18 protein-coding genes are annotated in these 18,432 nt (G+C 64.1%); 7 read left to right on the top strand and 11 right to left on the bottom strand.

Annotated elements, in window-relative coordinates; translation table 11 throughout:
- Window positions 1-45 precede the first annotated feature (45 nt).
- From GSQ90_RS11840 to GSQ90_RS11820, 5 genes are all read right to left on the bottom strand, one after another.
- Window positions 46-2,001 carry a biotin carboxylase N-terminal domain-containing protein gene (locus tag GSQ90_RS11840; protein ID WP_158815049.1) on the bottom strand — a complete coding sequence of 652 codons (1,956 nt, stop codon included), beginning with the start codon at window positions 1,999-2,001 and terminating at the stop codon, window positions 46-48.
- Window positions 2,002-2,279: 278 nt separating this feature from the next.
- Entirely contained in the window at window positions 2,280-2,738 is a 459-nt protein-coding gene (locus tag GSQ90_RS11835; RefSeq protein WP_158815048.1) for a DUF3237 domain-containing protein, read from the bottom strand.
- Window positions 2,739-2,740: 2 nt separating this feature from the next.
- The gene (locus GSQ90_RS11830; RefSeq protein WP_174247469.1) at window positions 2,741-4,348 is read right to left on the bottom strand and encodes a carboxyl transferase domain-containing protein; all 1,608 of its coding nucleotides are present in this window, start codon (window positions 4,346-4,348) and stop codon (window positions 2,741-2,743) included.
- Between the two features lie 72 nt (window positions 4,349-4,420).
- Window positions 4,421-5,359, bottom strand: a complete 939-nt coding sequence (locus GSQ90_RS11825) for an ion channel (protein ID WP_158815047.1) — start codon at window positions 5,357-5,359, stop codon at window positions 4,421-4,423.
- Window positions 5,329-5,982 (bottom strand): glutathione S-transferase family protein, encoded by a 654-nt coding sequence (locus GSQ90_RS11820; RefSeq protein WP_158815046.1) that lies wholly within the window; start codon window positions 5,980-5,982, stop codon window positions 5,329-5,331. The genes GSQ90_RS11825 and GSQ90_RS11820 overlap by 31 nt, the downstream gene beginning before the upstream one ends.
- 105 nt (window positions 5,983-6,087) lie before the next feature.
- On the opposite strand from GSQ90_RS11820, the gene GSQ90_RS11815 reads away from it, so the two are divergent.
- Window positions 6,088-6,381, top strand: coding sequence for a DUF3253 domain-containing protein (locus tag GSQ90_RS11815; RefSeq protein ID WP_158815045.1), 294 nt, complete (start codon window positions 6,088-6,090; stop codon window positions 6,379-6,381).
- Window positions 6,382-6,390: 9 nt separating this feature from the next.
- On the opposite strand, the gene GSQ90_RS11810 is transcribed toward GSQ90_RS11815, so the two are convergent.
- From GSQ90_RS11810 to folP, 4 genes are read right to left on the bottom strand one after another with little or no spacing between them, the layout of a single operon-like run.
- Window positions 6,391-7,185 carry a YdcF family protein gene (locus GSQ90_RS11810; protein WP_158815044.1) on the bottom strand — a complete coding sequence of 265 codons (795 nt, stop codon included), beginning with the start codon at window positions 7,183-7,185 and terminating at the stop codon, window positions 6,391-6,393.
- A 45-nt stretch (window positions 7,186-7,230) separates the two neighbouring features.
- A complete protein-coding gene (gene folK, locus GSQ90_RS11805) occupies window positions 7,231-7,773 on the bottom strand; it encodes a 2-amino-4-hydroxy-6-hydroxymethyldihydropteridine diphosphokinase (RefSeq protein WP_158815043.1) in 543 nt (180 codons plus the stop codon).
- A complete protein-coding gene (gene folB / locus GSQ90_RS11800) occupies window positions 7,763-8,161 on the bottom strand; it encodes a dihydroneopterin aldolase (RefSeq protein WP_158815042.1) in 399 nt (132 codons plus the stop codon). The genes folK and folB overlap by 11 nt, the downstream gene beginning before the upstream one ends.
- Window positions 8,162-8,163: 2 nt before the next feature.
- Complete coding sequence (folP, locus tag GSQ90_RS11795) at window positions 8,164-9,138, bottom strand: dihydropteroate synthase (RefSeq protein WP_246731549.1); 975 nt, start codon at window positions 9,136-9,138, stop codon at window positions 8,164-8,166.
- A gap of 64 nt (window positions 9,139-9,202) precedes the next feature.
- Here folP and GSQ90_RS11790 point away from each other — a divergent pair, with 64 nt between their 5' ends.
- From GSQ90_RS11790 to GSQ90_RS11765, 6 genes are all read left to right on the top strand, one after another.
- The gene (locus GSQ90_RS11790; protein WP_158815041.1) at window positions 9,203-10,066 is read left to right on the top strand and encodes a sulfite exporter TauE/SafE family protein; all 864 of its coding nucleotides are present in this window, start codon (window positions 9,203-9,205) and stop codon (window positions 10,064-10,066) included.
- Between the two features lie 71 nt (window positions 10,067-10,137).
- Window positions 10,138-11,169, top strand: coding sequence for a cysteine synthase A (locus GSQ90_RS11785; protein ID WP_158815040.1), 1,032 nt, complete (start codon window positions 10,138-10,140; stop codon window positions 11,167-11,169).
- Entirely contained in the window at window positions 11,170-11,889 is a 720-nt protein-coding gene (locus GSQ90_RS11780; protein WP_158815039.1) for an alanyl-tRNA editing protein, read from the top strand.
- Between the two features lie 506 nt (window positions 11,890-12,395).
- The gene (locus tag GSQ90_RS11775; protein ID WP_158815038.1) at window positions 12,396-13,775 is read left to right on the top strand and encodes an NAD(P)/FAD-dependent oxidoreductase; all 1,380 of its coding nucleotides are present in this window, start codon (window positions 12,396-12,398) and stop codon (window positions 13,773-13,775) included.
- An 80-nt stretch (window positions 13,776-13,855) separates the two neighbouring features.
- Window positions 13,856-14,710 (top strand): 3-mercaptopyruvate sulfurtransferase, encoded by an 855-nt coding sequence (gene sseA / locus GSQ90_RS11770; RefSeq protein WP_158815037.1) that lies wholly within the window; start codon window positions 13,856-13,858, stop codon window positions 14,708-14,710.
- Between the two features lie 186 nt (window positions 14,711-14,896).
- Window positions 14,897-16,453, top strand: a complete 1,557-nt coding sequence (locus GSQ90_RS11765) for a Na+/H+ antiporter (protein WP_158815036.1) — start codon at window positions 14,897-14,899, stop codon at window positions 16,451-16,453.
- A 43-nt stretch (window positions 16,454-16,496) separates the two neighbouring features.
- Here the strand turns inward: GSQ90_RS11765 and GSQ90_RS11760 are convergent, their stop codons facing one another.
- A complete protein-coding gene (locus tag GSQ90_RS11760; RefSeq protein WP_158815035.1) occupies window positions 16,497-17,306 on the bottom strand; it encodes an ATP-binding cassette domain-containing protein in 810 nt (269 codons plus the stop codon).
- Window positions 17,307-17,315: 9 nt separating this feature from the next.
- Window positions 17,316-18,347 carry an ABC transporter permease gene (locus GSQ90_RS11755; protein ID WP_158815034.1) on the bottom strand — a complete coding sequence of 344 codons (1,032 nt, stop codon included), beginning with the start codon at window positions 18,345-18,347 and terminating at the stop codon, window positions 17,316-17,318.
- Between the last annotated feature and the right edge of the window lie 85 nt (window positions 18,348-18,432).

Below are 18,432 nucleotides of genomic sequence, written 5' to 3'. Positions count from 1 at the left end.
ACCCGACTTCGTCGGGCCACCTTCTCCCGATTCTCGGGAGAAGGGTTATTCCCCCTCCTCGATCGTCATCAGCCGCGCGCCCTGCTGCACCTGCGAGCCGACGGCGGCGGCGATGCGGGCGACGCGGCCGGCGCGCGGCGCGTTGAGCGAATGCTCCATCTTCATCGCCTCGACGATCGCCACGCGCGCGCCCTGCGCAACGATCTGGCCCTCTTCTACGAACATAGCGAGCAGCCGCCCGTGCATCGGCGCTTCGACGACGCCCGAACCGTTCCCCGAAGCCTCCATCTCGCCGTCGAGCGGATCGGCGAGGCGCAGTTCGATCTGCCGGCCCTCTCGCAGGACGAATAAAGCCTCATCCGTCTCGACAATGCGCGCCGCCGCTTTGGGCGCATCGATGGCGGCGGGACGATCGTCGGCGAAAGCAAGCTCCGTGACCCCGCTTGCGCTGCGCTGAACAAGAGCCGCAGGCCTTCCATCGACAAGAATATCGACGCCGACATTCCTGCGCCCCGTCAATTCGAAACTATCCGCCACGCGCCAGGGATCAAAAGAGGCGGCGGCGCCGGCGCTTCGCCGCGCAAGCAGACGCTGGGCTCCAAGCAGGATAGCGCCCGCATCAGGTTCCCTGGGCGCCGCGCCGAGGCGCGCCAGATGAGCTTCGATGAAGCCGGTGTCGAAGGCGCCCGCGCGGAACTCGGGCGCGTCGCACAGGGCGCGCAAAAAGGCCGCGTTGGTGCGCGGGCCCGCGACGAGCGTCTCCTCCAGCGCATGACTCAAGCGATCAAGCGCCTCGTTGCGGTTCGCGCCATGCGCGATGACCTTGGCGATCATCGGATCGTAAAAGGGCGTCACTTCGCTGCCCGCCTCGACGCCCGTATCGACCCGCAGGCCTTCGCCATCGGGGAATTGCAGGGCGTAGATTTTTCCGGCCGAGGGCAGAAAGTTGTTTTCGGGATTCTCCGCGTAAAGGCGCGCTTCCACCGCATGGCCGCTTTGGCGAATGTCGCTTTGCTTCAACGGCAGCGGCTGGCCTGCCGCGACCCTGAATTGCCATTCGACGAGGTCCAGCCCGGTGATCGCCTCCGTCACGGGATGCTCAACCTGCAGGCGCGTATTCATCTCCATGAAATAGAAGGCGTCGGGCCGCAGGCCGCGCGAGGAATCGGCGATGAACTCGATCGTGCCGGCGCCGACATAGCCGACCGCCTTGCCCGCCGCGATCGCCGCGGCCGCCATTTCGGCGCGCATGGACGCCGACAGCCCCGGCGCCGGGCTCTCCTCGATCACCTTCTGGTGGCGACGCTGCAGCGAGCAATCGCGCTCGAAGAGATGCACGACCTCGCCGCTTCGATCGCCGAAAATCTGCATTTCAATATGGCGCGGCTGCGCGACATATTTCTCGATCAGCACGCGCGAATCGCCGAACGCGCTCTGCCCCTCGCGCGCGGCGCCCTCCAGCGCCGCTTCGAAATCGACATGCGCGTCGACGCGGCGCATACCCTTGCCGCCGCCGCCTGCGATCGCCTTGATGAGAACGGGATAGCCGATCTCATAGGCTTTCTCTTTGAGAAACTTCGCCGTCTGGTTGTCGCCGTGATAGCCCGGCACCACCGGAACGCCCGCTTTCTGCATCAGCGCCTTAGCGGCGTTCTTCAGCCCCATCGCGCGGATCGCCGAGGCCGGCGGCCCGACGAAGACGATGCCCACCGCCGCGCAGCCCTCAGCGAATTCCGCGTTTTCGGACAGGAAACCATAGCCGGGATGGATGCAGCTTGCGCCGACCCGTTTGGCGAGCGCGATGATCTTGTCGCCCGCCAGATAGCTCTCGCGCGCCGCAGCCGGGCCGATTTCATGCGCTTCGTCTGCAAGCCGCGTGAACAGAGCGCCGCGATCGGCTTCGGAATAAATCGCGATCGAGCGGATGCCGAGCCGCCGCGCGGTGCGGATGACCCGGCAGGCGATTTCGCCGCGATTGGCGATGAGGACGGATGCGAACAATTGGGCGTCTCCTGCTGAGTCTGTAGCCTAGCCCAGCGCGCGCGATCGTCCAACGAGATCAAAAACTGGGTACACGATCTTATGCCCAGCGTGCTCAGAAAGGGTGGCCCTCGCTACGGCTCCGCATTTCGGGCATTTTAATTCTCGCGGCCATCGATCACGAGAAGACATGGGTCTGATTATCGCACGCGTGCGCGGCGACTTCCACCATGGTCAAGACCGTCAGATTTCAAATGGACCCGCTACCGACAACCGCACGCCCCCCTCGCCGCCGACCCTCACAGCACCTCGAACACATTGATCTCGACATGCGCAGGATGTCGCGCGCCCGCGCCGACGAACAGCGAGCGGGTCAGCCAGAGATAATCGGCATGATCGGTCTCGAAGGTGAGCCTCGTCCTGAAATAGATCAGCGCGGGATCGACGGCTTCGCCGCGCGCGAGACGCGCCATCGCCTCCGGCGGTCCATGGCGCAGCCCGACATTGTCGACGCCGATCGTCGCCCCATCATGGGTCCGGAAGGCGTAGCGCGCCTCGACAAGCGTGAAGCCGTCGTCGCCGATCAATTGATAGTCCGCGCCAGCGGCGATCACCTCGCCCTTCAGCCGCGGCCCGCTCACCGCGCCGCCAATGATCGGAACGATCCTTCTAAGGCCCGCGGGCGTGTGGCCGACGACGATCGGCGGCGCGACCTTGACGGAGAGGTCAGCAATATGGCGAAGGCTCGCTTCAATCATCGCTACATCCTGAAAATGCCGAACTTCGTCTCTTCGATTTCCGCGTTGAGGCAGGCGGAAAAGGCCAGCGACAGGACGCGGCGCGTTTGCGAGGGCGCGATAATGCCGTCGTCCCACAGGCGCGCGGTCGCGAAATAGGGCGAGCCCTCGCTCTCATATTTGGCGCGGATCGGCGCCTTGAAGGCGTCTTCCTCTTCGGCGGACCAGCTCTTGTTCTCGGCTTCCAGCGCATCGCGGCGCAAGGTTGCGAGCACGCTCGCCGCCTGTTCGCCGCCCATCACGCTGATGCGCGCATTGGGCCATGTGAACAGAAAACGCGGGCCATAGGCGCGCCCGCACATGCCGTAATTGCCCGCGCCGAACGAGCCGCCGACGATCAGCGTGATCTTCGGTACGCGCGCGCTCGCCACCGCCGTGACGAGCTTGGCGCCGTCCTTGGCGATGCCGCCCGCCTCATATTGCCGCCCCACCATAAAGCCGGAAATATTCTGCAGGAACAGCAGCGGAATTTTGCGCTGCGCGCAAAGCTCGATGAAATGCGCGCCCTTCAACGCGCTTTCCGAGAACAGAATGCCATTGTTGGCGACAATGCCGATCAGCATGCCCGACAGACGCGCAAAGCCGGTGACCAGCGTCGTTCCGTAACGCGCCTTGAATTCGTCGAAGACCGAGCCGTCGACGAGGCGCGCAATGATTTCGCGCGCATCATATTGCTTGCGCAGATCGACGGGAACGACGCGCTCGAGCTCCTCGGCGGGATAGAGCGGCTCCACGGGCGCGATGATGTCATGCGCCGTCTTCTCGCGCCTGTTGAGATTGGCGATCGCCCGCCGCGCCAGCGCCAAAGCATGACTGTCGTCGCGCGCCATATTGTCGGCGACGCCCGAGATGCGGGTATGCACATCGGCGCCGCCGAGATCCTCGGCCGAAACGACTTCGCCGGTCGCCGCCTTCACCAGCGGCGGGCCGGCGAGGAAGATGGTGCCCTGCCCTTTGACAATGATTGTCTCATCCGACATCGCCGGCACATAGGCGCCGCCCGCCGTGCAAGACCCCATCACGACGGCGATCTGCGCGATGCCTGCCGCCGACATATTGGCCTGATTGTAGAAGATGCGGCCAAAATGCTCGCGGTCGGGAAAGACCTCGGCCTGATGGGGCAAATTGGCGCCGCCGGAATCGACGAGATAGACGCAGGGCAAGCCATTCTCGCGCGCGATTTCCTGCGCGCGCAGGTGCTTCTTGACCGTCAAGGGATAATAGGCGCCGCCTTTGATGGTGGGGTCATTGGCGACGATCATCGCCTCGCGCCCCTCGATCGCGCCGATGCCGGCGATCAGCCCCGCGCCGTGCACGTCGCCCTCGTACATGCCGAAGGCGGCGAGCGGCGCGATTTCCAGAAACGGCGAGCCCGGATCGATGAGACGCGCCACGCGCTCGCGGGCGAGCAGTTTGCCGCGCGCGACATGCCGCTCGCGGCTGCGCGCCGCACCGCCCTCAGCAGCCGCGGCGCGCCGCTCGGCGAGCTCGGTCAGCAAAGCCTTCCAGGATTGGGCATTCGCGTCCTGTTCGGGGGTCGGCGCCCCGGCTTTGCTTTTCAAGATCGCCACTCGATTCTCCACCCGCCGAACGCCAAGGCGCCGCCCGTCAACCTAGAGCAGCGCGCGCCGTCCGCAAAATGTCTAGGCTACGACCGGTCGCGTGTCGTGGATTTTCGCATAATCCACGTGCCGCATGCCTTCTTCGTCAATGCGGATAATGTCGACGAATTCATGCCCGACGCGCAAATCTGCGGCCGCATAGCGTTTGCGCGCATGCACGAGCTGCGAGGAGGTTTCATCGAGCCCGTTGATGGTCACGACGAAATTCATCTCGCTTTTCCCGATATCTCCAGCGCTCATGCCGTCAAGCGGACTGTTGGCGTCGATCACATGAAAGAGCGTCCAGCTCAGGGCGAAGACGGGATTTTCACTTCGCTCAAGGCGCAAGGGCTGGAAGCTGACGCTCCGGCGCCCTTCGGCGGAACTAATGCCGAGCGTGACCCATAATTTGGCGCTCGCGTCCGAAATGAAATTATTGCGCGCGTTGGCGAGCCGCACCATCAGCGTCGGCGCGCCATTATGGACGGCGACGACCGGATTGCTCGCAAAAATAAGCCGCGCTCGCGGCCGCGAAAAACGGGCGAAAACCAGGCCGGTCATGACGGCCAGCGAAACCAGCCCGAAGAAATTCTCGACCGTCGCCACAAGATGGCCATACATCGATTGCGGATGCATGTCGCCATAGCCGACCGTCGATGTCGTCTCGACGCTGAAGAAGAACAGGTCCGAGAAGCTGCCCGGCTTGGCGTTGGCGATCGGCGCTTCGCCAAAATTGTAGATTTGCGCGAATAGCAGGTTGAACAGGATGAAAATCGCCGCCAGCGATCCGAAGAACGCCGGCCAGGTCACTGTCATCGCGTTATGATAAAAATCGGTCCAGACGTTGTTCTCGAGCCCTTCAGTAATGATCTTGCCGGCGCCCAGGGTCACGACGCGCGCGCGCGTCTTCCTCAGACCGAGGATCGAAAGCGCGCGTACGCGCAGCCGTCTCACATGCTGTCGTATTTTTCCAGGCGCCATTCTTCGGCCTCTGCGTCCTTGATCCAGGCCTTCCAGGCGGGAAGCGCCATGATGGCGTCCATGTAATCGCGGGTCGCCTTCTTCACCTTGACGTCATAGGTATGCAGGCGATTGACGACCGGGGCGAACATCGCGTCGGCGGCGCTGAAGCGGCCAAACAGGAACGGGCCCGCGGCGCCGAAGGTCTTGCGCGCTTCCGCCCACGCCGCCTCGATCCGCGCGACATCGGCCTCGACCGCTTCCGTCAGCTCCAGCTTCCTGACCGGACGGCGAAAATTCGTCGGACAATGCTGGCGCAACGCTTGAAAGCCCGCGTGCATTTCGCTGCTGAGCGTGCGCGCATGCGCCCGCGCCGCTTTGGCCTTCGGCCAGATCGCCTTATCGGGATATTTCTCCGCGAGATATTCCACAATAGCCAGCGATTCCCACACCGATATCGCGCCGTCATGCAGCGACGGGCACTTTCCCGTCGGCGCATATTTCAGGATACGTTTGCGCGTATCGGGCAGATCCAGCGGAATGACGATTTCCTCGAAGGGAATCTTGAAATGAGCGAGCAGGATCCATGGCCGCAGCGACCATGACGAATAGGCCTTGTTAGCGATCACAAGCTTGAGGGGCATGGCGGCCTCTGCTGAAAAACGAGGATGCGCGTTCATTGAGCGTGTCCCGGCGCTTGTCAAGCGCCGGGCTTGACCTGACGGCAAAGCCCGAGGCATCACCTCGCCATGACCATTTCAGCCGAGAATGCCGAATCGCCGCCGAGCCTTGAGGGGACGATCTTCACGCTATGCAATGAGGCCGGCATCGCCCGCACGATCTGCCCGACCGACGCGGCGCAGGCCTATGCCGCCGCGCGCGGCGAGGATTCATTGGGCTGGCGCTCGCATCTGTCGAAGGTGCGCGGCGCCGCCATCCGCCTGGCCGAGGCCGGCCGGATCGTCATCTATCGCAAGGGAAAACCAGCCGACCCGCACGATTTTCGCGGCGTCTACCGGCTCGGCCTGCCCCGCTCCGACTGAGCGATCGCGTCAAGGCGCCGGGAAAAGCGCATCGATCTTGCCGCTGAGGCGATAGGCGATCAGGCCGATCCATTCGTGGATCGCGACATCGAACAGGCGCAAGCCACGCGTTGTTTCATGGTTGGGCCGCCAATCGCGGGGGCCGCCATAGGAGCGATAGTCGACGGGATAGGCCACGACATTGAAGCCCGCCTTGCGGAACAGGCCCATCGAACGCGGCATGTGATAGGCCGAAGTGACGAGCAGCCAGACCTGCGTCGGCTCAGGATGAACCAGGTCGCGCGTGAACCGCGCGTTCTCGTCGGTATTGCGCGAGCGATCCTCCAGTTGAACCCGCGCCGGATCGACGCCGAGCGCGGTGAGCAATTTGCCCGCGTCATGCGCCTCGGTGAGATCGCTTGAGGTCAGGGCATTGCTGCCGCCGGTAAAAACGAGACGCGCCTGCGGGAAACGCCGCGCCAGTGCGACGGCCTCGGTCAGACGCGCCGCGCCGTCCATCAGAATCACCTGATCGCGCGCCTCGCCCAATTCCGGATCGACCGCGCCGCCGAGCACGATGATGCCATAGGGCGCGACCAATTCGGCGGGCGCGGTCGGAAAGCGATCCTCCAGCGGCGCGATCAGCCAATTCCCAACCGGCCCCAGGCCGACCAGGAGCAGCAAGCCGATCGCGACAAGCGCCATGCGCCGGCCCAGGCGCGCGTGACGTCCCGCGGACAGGACGGCGCCGATAAACGCGGCGAACAGCAGGATATTGATCGGCGCGGCAAAAAACCAAAGCACCTTCGAGGCGATGAAAAACATAGAGCACCGTGTGCAAGTATTCGTAGAATTGTCGGCGTCGAAAACCTACGCCCGACCATTGTCTGGCCCGAGGGCGGCGCTGACTCTCGCGCTCGCCTCTGAATCGACTTCGATGCCCGCGCGGTCGGCAAGCATCAGCCATTGCGCGACATCCCGGCCGGCGATTTGCAGATGCGGCACAATTTCCGCCAGCGGCGCCAGCACAAAGGCGCGCTCCGCGATGCGCGGGTGCGGGACCCTTAGTTCAGGCTCGTCGATCGCCGCCTCGCCATAAGTCAGAATGTCGATATCGAGCGTGCGCGGCCCCCAGCGCTCGACGCGTCGGCGGCCCATGCCGCGCTCGATGTCCAGACAAAGCGCGAGCAGCGCTTGCGCCGGCAACGTCGTTTCGACGAGGACCGCCATATTCAGGAACGGCGGCTGGTCGAGCTTGCCCCAGGGCGGCGTCCGATAGACGGACGAGGCGCGCCGCAGCGTCACCCCTGGGGCGTCGCCAAGACATTGCAGGGCGTGAATGAAGGCCGCGGCCACATCGCCGACATTGCCGCCGAGGCCGAGAAACGCCGCCACGGCGCGATCATTCGCCACGCTTCACCTCGATCTCCACGCCGGCGCCGCGGAGCTTCGCCGGGATCGGCGGCGCGAGCTTGATCACCCGCACTGCGACGCTCTCAATCCGGGCAAATGTCTCCAGCAATGCGCGCGCAATATCGAAGGCGGCGGCTTCGACCAGATGGCGCGGCGCGCCGCAAAATGCCTTTTGCGTCACCGCCACGACCTCGCCATAGTCGATCGCCGCGCTCAGATTGTCGCTTGCCGCGGCCTCGCTGAGGTCGGCGGTGAGATCGAGATCGATCTCGAACATCTGGCCATATTGCCGCTCGTGCGGAAAGCAGCCGTGAAAGGCGCGCAACTCCAACCTTTCAATCAAGACCTTGCCGCGACAAATCCGGCTATCGGAACCCCGATTGTTCATGGTCATTCTCTTGTCTGCGGCGCCGCTTCTATCGCATGCAAAACCTGCAACGCCTGCCGATGGGCCGCGACATCGTGAACCCGCAAAATGGCCGCGCCGTTCATGACGCCCGCTATTCCAGCCGCGACAGAGCCGACGACGCGCTCGGCGGCGACTTTCTGGCCAGTCAGCATTCCGATCGTCGACTTGCGCGATACGCCCAGCAAAATCGGACAGCCGAGCACGGCTAGCTCGCGCAGTCGGCGGATGAGTTCAAGATTTTGCGCCGGCGTCTTGCCGAATCCAAAACCCGGGTCAATCAACAGCCGTTCGCGCGCAACGCCCGCGGCAAGCGCCCTATCGATCGAACGCGACAGGAAATCGATGATGTCGGCGACAATATCTAATGAAGCATCGATGCTGGCGCGATTATGCATCAGCACCGCCATGGCGCCCGTATCGGCCACGACGCGGGCCATTTCGCTGTCGCGCTGAAATCCCCAGACGTCATTGACGATCGACGCCCCCGCCTCGAGGGCGGCGGCGGCGACGCGCGCCTTGGTCGTGTCGATGGAGATCGGCTGTCCAACACGCTGGTGCAGCGCCGCGATCACAGGGACCGTGCGCGCGATTTCCTCATCGGCGGCGACGGCGCTGGCGCCGGGCCGGGTCGATTCGCCCCCGACATCCAGGATCGCGGCTCCCTCCCCGACGAGGCGTTCGCCATGTTCGACAGCCTCCTCAGCCGTCGCAAAGGCGCCGCCGTCGGAAAAGGAATCCGGCGTGACATTGACGATGCCCATCAGGGGGACTGGCGAAGCCAGCGTCAGAATCTTGCCATGCGGCAGGGAAAAGGTCACGGATCGGGCAAACCGGGCTGGCGGGAGGAAAGGCGTCGAATCGAAATGGAACAGCTTCCCCCGACCGTCTTTTTCCCAAAGCCTATAGGCCAGAAACGCGACCGGCGCCATCAGGCGGCGCGCATCGCTGGCCGCCAAACGACACAGCCCGGAAGTGACTATTGCGTGTCGCCGAGGTTTGAATTCTATAAAAATATCGTTTATGTCAATTTTATTAGGACATGGCTCCAACCGAGAGCGGACGCTCGAAGCTTTCGGCGTCGCACAAGGCGTCGTGATTGCTGATGGGGACGCCGAATTGCTTTATACATTGTCGGGACTTTTCGTTGGGCTTGTGGTCGGCGTAACTGGCGTGGGCGGCGGATCGCTGATGACGCCGATCCTTGTGCTGTTGTTTGGCGTCCATCCGGCAACCGCGGTCGGCACCGATCTTCTCTACGCGGCCGCGACCAAATCGGTCGGCACCGCGGTCCACGGTTTCAATGGCACGGTTGTCTGGCGCGTCACCGGCCTGCTGGCGCTCGGCAGCGCGCCGACGGCCTTCGTGATGATCTTCCTGCTCAATCATTACGGACCGTTCGGCGCCGGCGCTTCGGCGCTGATCACGACGATTCTCGGCTATGCCTTGCTGTTGACGGCGGCGGCGATGCTGCTGCGCGGCCGCATCCAGGCCTATGCGGCGAGCCGCGTCGGCCGCATCAATCCTGCAACGCGAACAGCGCTGACGATCCTGACCGGCATCGTCCTTGGCGTCTTCGTCTCGCTGTCCTCCGTCGGGGCTGGCGCTCTGGGCGTCACTGCGCTTATCCTGCTCTATCCTGAGGTCCCGACTGCGCAAATCGTCGGCAGCGACATTGCGCACGCCGTTCCCTTGACGCTGGTCGCCGGTTTCGGCCATTGGCTGATCGGATCGGTCAATTTCGGCACGCTAGGCCTGTTGCTGATCGGCTCGATCCCCGGCATCATCGCCGGCAGTTTCATCGCGCCGCGCCTGCCCGACTATTGGCTGCGGCCGCTGCTGGCCATCGTCCTCGTCTTTGTCGGGGCCCGTCTGGTTATCGTTTAAATCCGCGCGGCGATCGAGGCCTCGGTCCCGCCGCATCCGTTTCTGAAATGTCCAGAATTCATGAGGGCGACATGAAATTCAGTCCATCCGTCGTCGAAGCGATCGGCCACACGCCGCTCATCCAGCTCAAGCGGGCTTCCGCGCTGACCGGCTGCACCATTCTCGGCAAAGCCGAATTCATGAACCCCGGCGGCTCGGTCAAGGACCGCGCGGCGCTGGCCATCATTCAGGACGCGATCGCCAGCGGCGCGCTGCGCAAAGGCGGCGTGATCGTCGAAGGGACGGCGGGCAATACCGGCATTGGCCTTGGCGTCGTCGGATCGGCGCTCGGCTTTCGCACGGTCATCGTCATTCCCGACACCCAGACGCAGGAAAAGAAGGACATGCTGCGCCTCGTCGGCGCCGAGCTCGTCGAAGTGCCCGCGGTCCCCTATTCCAACCCGAACAATTACGTGAAATATTCCGGGCGACTCGCTGAAGCCCTTGCGAAATCGGAGCCGAATGGCGCGGTCTGGGCAAACCAGTTCGACAATGTCGCCAACCGGCGCGGCCATTATGAAACGACCGGCCCGGAAATTTTCGACGACACATTGGGCAAGGTCAACGGCTTTGTCTGCGCGGTCGGCTCGGGCGGCACTCTGGCCGGCGTCGGCATGGCGCTGAAGGAGCGCAATCCCTCCATCAAGATCGCGCTGGCCGATCCTATGGGCGCGGCGCTCTATGAATTTTACGCCCATGGCGCGCTCAAGAGCGAGGGGTCTTCAATCACCGAGGGCATCGGCCAGGGGCGCATCACGGCCAATCTCGAAGGGGCGCCGGTCGATTTCGCCTATCAGATCCCTGACGAGGAGGCGCTGCCGATCGTCTTCGATCTCGCCGAACAGGAGGGCCTGCTGCTCGGCGGCTCCTCGGGCGTCAATATCGCGGGGGCGATCCATCTGGCCAAGGAGCTGGGGCCGGGCCATATTATCGTGACGATCCTGGCCGATTCCGGCGTGCGCTATGCCTCAAAACTGTTCAACCCGGCGTTCTTGCGTTCGAAGAACCTGCCGGTCCCCGCCTGGCTCGAGCGCAAAGCCAGCGCGCCAAAGGTTTTTCTCTAAATGACCGAGCCATTGTTTCGCGCCGATTCCTATCTCAAGGAGATCGAAGGCGTCGTTGTCAGCGCCGAGCCGCGCGGGATCGTCCTTGAGGCGACCCATTTCTACGCGCAGGGGGGCGGGCAAGCGGGCGACCAGGGGGAAATGCTGCTGGCCGACGGCTCAAGCCTCGCGATCGTCAACGCTATCTATGACGCAGACAAGCGCACGATCCTGCATGTGCCGGCGGCGGGCGCCAAACTGCCCGCTCCCGGTGAAAAGGTGACGGCGCGGCTGAACTGGGACCTTCGCCTCAAGCGCATGCGCGCCCATACCGCCCTGCACCTGCTGACCGCGGTGCTGCCCTATCCCGTCACCGGCGGCGCGGTCGGCGATGGCGAAGGCCGGCTCGATTTTGATTCCGGCGACGCCGCGCTCGACAAGGCCGAGATCGCGCAAAAGCTCAACGCTTTGATCGCCACCAACGCCGCCGTCGGAACCCGCTGGATCACCGACGAGGAGCTGGCGGCCAATCCCGGCCTCGTCAAAACCATGTCCGTCAAACCGCCGACCGGCAGCGGCCGTGTCCGGCTGGTTGAAATCGAGGGGATCGACCTGCAGCCCTGTGGCGGCACGCATGTCGCGCGCACCGGCGAGATCGGTCACGCCGAGGTCACGCAGGTCGAAAAGAAGGGCAGGATCAATCGTCGCGTGCGCATCGTCCTCACGCAAACCGGACCATGACCAGCGCAATGCTGGCGAAAAATGATGCGACGAAAATGACGTGGAGTGTAGAGCCGTTTGACGCCCGGTCCATATAGTCCCCCAGAACCCAATTGTCTGACGGGGGCGGGTCTAAGGCATCCGGCTTACGTCGGCGTATGATGGACGGCTTGGATTTGACGCGACCGTATAAGGATTTGTTTATGCAGGGATTTACGTCGGCTCATTTGGAAATGGGCCGGCTGCGCGGCGCGCCTTCATCCAAACCGGATGATCATCAGCGCGAAAGTGGCGAAGAACGCCAGCGTGAAGAGGACATTGAACGCGTTATGGCTTGAAGCGTGGTCCACGATAGCCTCCAAAGGTCTGGCTCGTTCCTGTATGACGGTTACGGGACGGTTTTTGCCCACCGGGACGCTCCGCCGGCCGACCTTCGCGATAATTTCGAAAGGAGATGCAATATTTTTGCATCCCGGTTCTGATCCGCTGTATCGCGATAGGCGGTGAAACCGGCAGCGAGTGTTCCCATGCCTCCATCGCCATCGGAAAGCGCCCGGCCGCGGGTCGTGATCGTCGGGGCGGGATTTGGCGGGCTGACCGCGGCCAAGGCGCTCGCGCATGCGCCGGTCGACATAACGGTGATCGACCAGCACAATTATCATCTGTTCCAGCCCTTGCTGTATCAGGTGGCGACCGCCGCGCTTTCGCCCGCCGACATCGCCTCGCCGATCCGCAGCGTTCTGGCGCGTCAGAAGAATACGACGGTCATCCTCGCCGAGGTTTCCGGGATCGACATCGCGCATAAGCAGGTCATCGCCGAAGATCGGCGGGTCGATTATGATTTCCTCATTCTGGCCACCGGCGCCCGGCACGCCTATTTCGGCCATGACGACTGGGCGCATCATGCGCCCGGCCTCAAGCGCATCGACGACGCCACCTATTTGCGACGCCGGATCCTGCTCGCATTCGAAAAGGCGGAATCGGAGGCGGACCCGGAGCTGCGTCGGTCGCTGCTCAATTTCGTGGTGGTCGGCGGCGGTCCGACCGGCGTCGAAATGGCGGGCGCGATCGCCGAACTGGCTCGCAAGGCGCTGAAGTCCGATTTCCGAACCATCGACCCCCGCAGCGCGCGCATCGTGCTGATCGAAGCCGCGCCGCGGCTTCTCACGCCTTTCGATCCGCGCCTTTCGGAGGCCGCGTTCAAATCGCTCGAACGGCTCGGCGTTGAAATTCGCCTGAACGCCGCGGTGACCGCTTGCGACGCAGAGGGCGTCGCGATCGGCGCCGAACGCATCGCGGCGGCGACGATCGTCTGGGGCGCCGGCGTCATGGCCTCCCCGGCCGGCCTATGGCTCGACGCCAAAACTGACCGGGCCGGCCGCGTCGAAGTGCAGCCCGATCTCTCCTTGCCCGGACATTCCGAAGTTTTCGTCATCGGCGACACGGCTCTCGTCCCATCGAGCGATGGCGGCGCCCTGCCCGGCATCGCGCCGGTCGCCAAGCAACAAGGCGTCTATGTCGCGCATTTGCTGATCGATCGCCTGAACGGGCGCGCGACGCCGCCGTTCCGCTACAGGGATTTCGGCATACTCGCGACGATCGGCCGAAAACATGCGGTCATCCAGATGGGGCCGATCAAGCTTTCCGGCTTTTTCGCCTGGCTGCTGTGGTGCTTCGCGCATATCTACTTCCTGATCGGCTTCAGGAACAGGCTCGCCGTGGTCCTGAACTGGGGCTGGAACTATTTCACCTTTCAGCGCGGGACCCGGCTTATTACCGGCATTACGGGTTCGCGCATGGGGCAGATGGACGAGGCGACGCCGCCCATCGATCCCTCTCTCGCTCGGGCCGGGCGGCCAGGCGACGCGGACCGCCCCGCCGCCAACGCGGCCGACCGTCCGTCGTAGCGCCGCGCGGGCTTCTGGCCGCCACGCAATGAGGGTAGACTGACGCCTCGCGCCATTCGATCGCATAGGAACCGCCGCTTATGACCTCCCATAATTTCGTCACCACCGATTGGCTCGCCGCCCATCTCGGAGAGCCCGGCCTCGGATTGATCGACGCGTCATGGCATCTGCCGCCGACCGGGCGCAACGGGGCGGCTGAATTTCGCGCCGGCCATATTCCGGGCGCCGTATTCTTTGATATCGACGTCATCGCCGACACTTCGAGCGGCCTGCCCCATATGTTGCCCGACCCCGTCGCCTTCTCGTCGGCGATGCGCAAGCTCGGCCTTGGCGACGGCATGCATTTCGTCGTCTATGACGCGCATGGGCTGTTCGCAGCCGCCAGAGTCTGGTGGACGCTGCGCGCCTTTGGCGCGACGGACGTCAAAATCCTGGTCGGCGGCCTGCCCAAATGGATCGCCGAGGGACGTCCGGTGGAAGAAGGCGCGGCTGAACGCCAGCCGCGGCATTTTTCCGCCCGCCTCGACCATAGCGTCGTCGCCTCGCTCGCCGATGTGCGGCAAGCTTTGGCGAGCCGCGCGGCGCAAGTGGTGGACGCCCGCCCCGCCGAGCGATTTCGCGGCGAGACGCCCGAGCCGCGCGCCGGCCTTAAAAGCGGCCATATGCCTGGCAGTCTCAACGTTCCCTTTGTCGATATCGTTGAGAACGGCAAGCTCAAGTCCGGCGAGGCCCTCACGGCGACCTTAACCGCCCATGGCGTCGACCTCGCCAGGCCGGTCATCACCACCTGCGGCTCGGGCGTCTCCGCCGCAATATTGGCGCTCGCGGTGGAGGAGGCGGGCGGAAAACTCGCCGGCCTCTACGACGGCTCCTGGGCCGAATGGGGCGGCCGCGATGACTGCGCCGTGGCGACAGGCCCAGCGACGATCCCTTGACTGTATGCGCCGCATGCGAGCGCGGCGTCCTCGCTGGGTCCTCTGAATTTCGTTCAGTTTCCAAAGCGACGGCGCGCCGGAATCGGGCGCGGCGGCGCCGGTTTCTGAAGCGCTTGGCGCTCAATTCGGCTAAAACGAAGCCAGCGAAGCTGGACGCCGCGTCAGGCTCGCCGGGGCGCTGGAACCATGCTGTCCGTTCACATCATTATCGCGCTGATCATGGGCTGCGTGCCGCTCGCCTGGATCGCGCGGCGCATGGGCCTGCCCGACCCGGTGACGCTCGTGCTTGGCGGCGCGGCGCTCGCCTTCATTCCTGGCCTGCCGCAGATCGGCATCGCGCCTGAAATCGTCTTTACCGTTCTGCTGCCGCCCATCCTTTATCAAGCCGCGCTGCATCTGCCGTGGGGGGAGTTTCGCGAGAGCCTGCGACCGATCCTGATTCTCGCGATCGGCCTCGTGCTGGCGACGATGGCGGCGATCGGCCTTGTCGCACATTGGCTGATCCCCACCCTGCCGCTGGCGGCCGCGATGGTGCTGGGCGCCATTCTGGCCGCCACCGATCCGACAGCCGCGATCGCCGTGATGCGCAAACTGGGCGCGCCGCGCCGCGTCGTGACCGTCGTGGAAGGCGAGAGCATCGTCAATGACGCCACCGCTCTGGTGCTGTTCACGCTGGCCGTCCATGCGATCACCACCGACGCATTCTCGATTCCCTCGGGCGTCGTGCAATTCGTCTTCGTGGCGGCGGGCGGCGCCCTGGTTGGCCTCGTCATCGCCGTTCTGTTCGAAGTCGTTCACAGCTTGCTTGGCGATTCCGAGCTCGAGGCGATATGGGGAATCATGCTGCCCTTCGCGGCCTATCTCGCCGCCGATTCCGTGCAGACCTCGGGCATTCTGGCGGTGCTGGCCGCCGGCATGTTTCGCGGCTGGCATTCGCCCGAAGTTCTCAGCGCGCGCTCCCGCCTGATCGGTTTCGCCATCGCCGATGTCGTCGCCTTCGGACTCAACAGCCTGATCTTCGTCCTGATCGGCCTGCAATTGCGCAACGTCGTCACGGCGTTGTCGGGCTATGGCGTGGGACGGCTCGCTCTCTACAGCGTGACGATCAGCGCCGTGTTGATCGCGCTGCGCATGGCCTGGGTGTTGGGATCGGGAGCGCTCGCCAGCCTTTTCAGACCGATCGGGGAGCGCCCCATGACGTTCCCGATGCTGGCCGTCGTCTCCTGGAGCGGTATGCGCGGCATTCTTTCACTCGCCGCCGCGCTGGCGATCCCGCACACGATCGGCGGCGGCGAACCATTTCCGGGGCGCGATCTCATCGTCTTTCTGACTTTCTCGGCGATCGTCATCACGCTGCTGCTGCAATCGGTCACGCTGAGACCGCTGATGAAGGCGATTGGTCTCGAAAGCGATGCGCAAGACTTGCCGGGCGAAACCGCCGCGCGGCGCGAAATGGCCGTCGCCGCGCTGAAGTCTTTGCGCCGCTTCGCGAGGGATTCTCCCCCGGGAACAGCCGCCGCCGCCTCGCTGAAGGCGCTCTCCGCCCAATATCTCGCCGAAGCGCCGGCCGATGCCGAGGTCTATGACCCGGCCGCGCAGGAAACGCGGCGGCAGGCCCAGAAAGACATTGTCGCGGCGCAGCAACAGCGGTTGATCGCAATGAAGCATCGCGGCCTCGTCAGCGACCAGGTTTTCCTGCGGCTGCAGCGCGAGCTGGATCATGTGGAGTTGAGCGTGGAGTAAGCGCGCACCTTATTCGAAACGCGCCTGCCTTGGCCGGGTCGCTCTAGAGAGCGCCCTGCCCGTCTTCTTCAAAAAGCGCGAGGTCGGCTTCGATCTGCTCGGTCTGTTTGCCACCGGCCATGAGATTGAGCACTTCCTCGCGGCTTTTCTCGCCGCGATTGAAGGCGGCGGAAACGCCGCCCTGATTGAGTACGACGAAGCGATCGCCGATCAGCATCGCATGACGCGCATTATGCGTGATGAACACGATTCCTATCCCCTTCGCGCGCACGGTCTTCACCAAAGTCAGCACCTTGGCGGCCTCCTTCACGCCGAGCGCGGAGGTCGGCTCGTCGAGGATGAGAATCCTCGCCCCAAAATACATCGCGCGAGCGATGGCGATGACCTGGCGTTCGCCGCCCGAAAGCGTGCCGACAAGCTGATCGCCATTGGTCACCCTTGTGATGCCGAAGCCGCGGATTTGCTCCAGCGCGATTGTCTCGGCCCTGGCGATATCGAGATGGCGGAACGGGCCCCAACCCTTGGTCGGTTCGGCGCCGAGGAAGAAGTTGCGCGCCACGCTCATCAGCGGGATCGTGCCGACCTCCTGATGCACGGTGGCGATTCCGAGGCCTCGCGCCTCGCGCGGGCTCGAGAAGCGGGTTTCAGCGCCGTCGACGAAAATGACGCCAGAACTCGGCGGGTGAAAGCCCGACAGAATCTTGATCAGCGTCGATTTGCCCGCGCCATTGTCGCCCAGCAGGCACAGGATCGATCCGGCGTGAACCGCGATCGACACGTCGCGCAGCGCCTGAATGCCGGCAAAGCTCTTCGAGACGTTTCGCAATTCGATAAGGGGTGCGCGCTCCGCCATTGTCCCCACCTAATGGGTCGTCAGCGCAAGGCGCCGGAAATAGCTGTTAGCCAGCACCGCCGCCAGCAGCAAAGCGCCGAGGATCAGCAGCAGCCAATCCGTGTTCCAGCCCGTGTAGAAAATGCCGACGCTGATGATTCCGTAGATCACCGAACCGAAAAACAGGCCGAGCGGCGAGCCGTAGCCTCCGCCGAGCAACACGCCGCCGATGACGGCGGCGATCGGCGCCTGAAAGACATAGCCCTGGCCATTGGCGGCGTTGCCGGAATGAAATTCGATCGCCTGGATGGCGCCGACCAGCGTGGCGGCAAGGGCGGTGACGACGAAGATTACGACCTTGACCAAAGAAGTCGGCACGCCGGCGCCGCGCGCGGCGACGATATTGCCGCCCGTCGCATAGATCCAGTTGCCGAACGGCGTGCGCATCAGCACGCCCATCGCCGCCAGCGTGAGCAACACCCACCAGAGTATGGCGATGTTGGCTTGTCCCCATTGGCTGGCGAACAGGAAATCGACGCCGGGCGTCGTCAGCATCGAGGACGAAGTGGTGTTGGTCAGCAAGCGTGAAAAGCCCAGCGCCGCGCCCACGATTCCATAATTGGTCGCGAGCGTGACGATGAACGAGGGCAGGCCCGTGCGAACGACAATGAGGCCATTGATCAACCCCACCAGGCCGCCGAAGACGAAGACGACGGCGAGCATAATCCACGGATTGACGCCATAATGGTTCGTGCCGATGGCGAGGATGATCGACGTCGCGCCGATCACCGATCCGATCGACAGATCGAATTCACCCGCGATCATCAGCAGGCCGATCGCGAGCGCCATGATCCCCAGTTCAGCCGAGGTGTCGAGCCAGGCGGCCGTGCCGTTGAAGGAAACGAAGTTCGCCTTCCAGGCGGCGATGGCGAAGAACAGATAGACAAGCAGAGCGGCGAAAAAAGCGCCCGCCTCCGGCCGGCGCAGCAGGCGGCGCATCTGGAATCTCGATGGCGTTTGCACGGGTCGCACAGCGCCGCTTTCCAAAACACGATCGCTCATCGATCGGTGTCCAACAGAATCGGCCACGAACGCATTCGCACTCTTTGTCCCCTCCCTATGCGATGATCGAGTCCGGCGGCGCACG

Origin of the sequence: Methylocapsa sp. S129, from assembly GCF_009765995.1 — a bacterium.
Classification (GTDB): Bacteria; Pseudomonadota; Alphaproteobacteria; order Rhizobiales; family Beijerinckiaceae; genus Roseiarcus.
The sequence above is the reverse complement of the archived record's forward strand: the minus strand, read 5'-3'. Positions and strand labels throughout refer to the sequence as shown.